The sequence below is a fragment of the Hymenobacter sp. AT01-02 genome (assembly GCF_000961955.2).
Classification (GTDB): Bacteria; Bacteroidota; Bacteroidia; order Cytophagales; family Hymenobacteraceae; genus Hymenobacter; species Hymenobacter mucosus.
Map to the genome: position 1 here is coordinate 1 of NZ_JZIR02000223.1, position 1,339 is coordinate 1,339.

The window sequence follows — 1,339 nt, forward strand, 5'->3', positions numbered from 1 at the left end:
CACCGTTTGCCAGAAGAAGTTAGCCGCCCGCGCCCACGTGGTGTCGCCGCCCGCCTCGGCTACCCGCTTGAAGCCGATAACTTTCGGTATCTGGGTGTTAGCGTGCTGGCCAGTGAGAACGTCCTGGCCCGCCAGTAGGGGCTCCAGGGTTTGGCGTTGCGAAAAGCGCTGGGCCAGCCGCAGGTATTTAGGGTCACGGGTGAGCTGGGCTACGTCGGCGAATACCTCATTCAGCCCGCCATGCTCGCTGATAAGCAACTGCTGCACCTGCGCATCCGTGAGGCCGGCCGTGAGGTCTACCATCCAGTCGGTGAGGCCGATGAGCACCGCGCGGGCCTGTGCACTGCCCGCGTACAGGTAGGCATCGCGCAGGCCGGCGTAGGTCTTGTGCAGGTTGTAGAGTGGCACCCATTTTTTGTTGAGCTCAAAGCCGCCGACCTGGATATTGCCCGCTTTGATTTGCGCCCACATGGCCTTGCCGCCCGGCACGCCGCCCACGTAGCCGTTGCCATTCTGGCGCTGGCAGCGGGCCAGCTGCTCCACCGTGTACGTCAGGCGCTGCTGCACCTGCGCATCGCCGGTGGCGGCGTACATCAGGGCCAGGGCCGAGAGGTAGTGCCCGCCGATGTGGCCATCCAGGCCGGTGTTTTCCCAGTTGGGGTAGCGTTCGGCTTTCGTAGGCAAGCCCGCGTCGAGGAGGTAAGGTGCCAGCAGGCGGTCGGGGTCGAGGGCCAGCAGGTAGGCCTTGTCGGTTTGCTGGGCCGCCAGAAACGGGCTGTCGAGCAGCTGCACGGCCGACAGCGGGAAGGCTTCCAGCGGGGGCAATGGCCGTTGCTGAGCAAGGCTGGTAAATGGGAGGGAGCCAAGCAGCAACCCTAGAACAGGGGGCAGTAGCAGAGTGCTGCCGCGTACGGCCTGGTAGCTATGCAAGCGGGTGGTGCGCATGAATTTAGGGGAAAGAACCAGGTAGCCGTTGGCGTGGGGCCGTACGGAGCCACCAGGTTCTGATTAGTCTAGAAGGTGTTAGCTATGGTTGAGCCTGTGTTTGCTGACTTATGCCTGCAAACATAGGCTATTGCCTGCCACCATGTTCTTTACGGCTTGTCGGAAGAAACATTAGTCGGCGTCTTTTGCATGGCATAGTGGAAGTAGTCAACATCGACCATGCCCTTTTCTCCTTGGTCGTTGAAGCAGTACAGCCCCAGCCGGTCGCCGCGGTAATGCCCCCACGAGAGTTGGTAAGGGGCACCGAAGGGGATGTACGTGTCGCCGTCTAGGCTGTACGAGAAGCGCGAGCGGCCATCAAGCCCCCACGTAGAGCGCAGCCACACGTGGCGAA

Annotated in this window: 1 protein-coding gene and 1 pseudogene; both read right to left on the bottom strand. The window is 62.2% G+C overall.

What is annotated here, in order from left to right:
* Positions 1-945 (bottom strand): beta-L-arabinofuranosidase domain-containing protein (locus VI25_RS22610; protein WP_173664807.1); only part of this gene is annotated, 945 nt, incomplete at its 3' end.
* A gap of 149 nt (positions 946-1,094) precedes the next feature.
* Positions 1,095-1,339, bottom strand: a pseudogene (locus tag VI25_RS25480) (hypothetical protein); the annotation flags it as partial.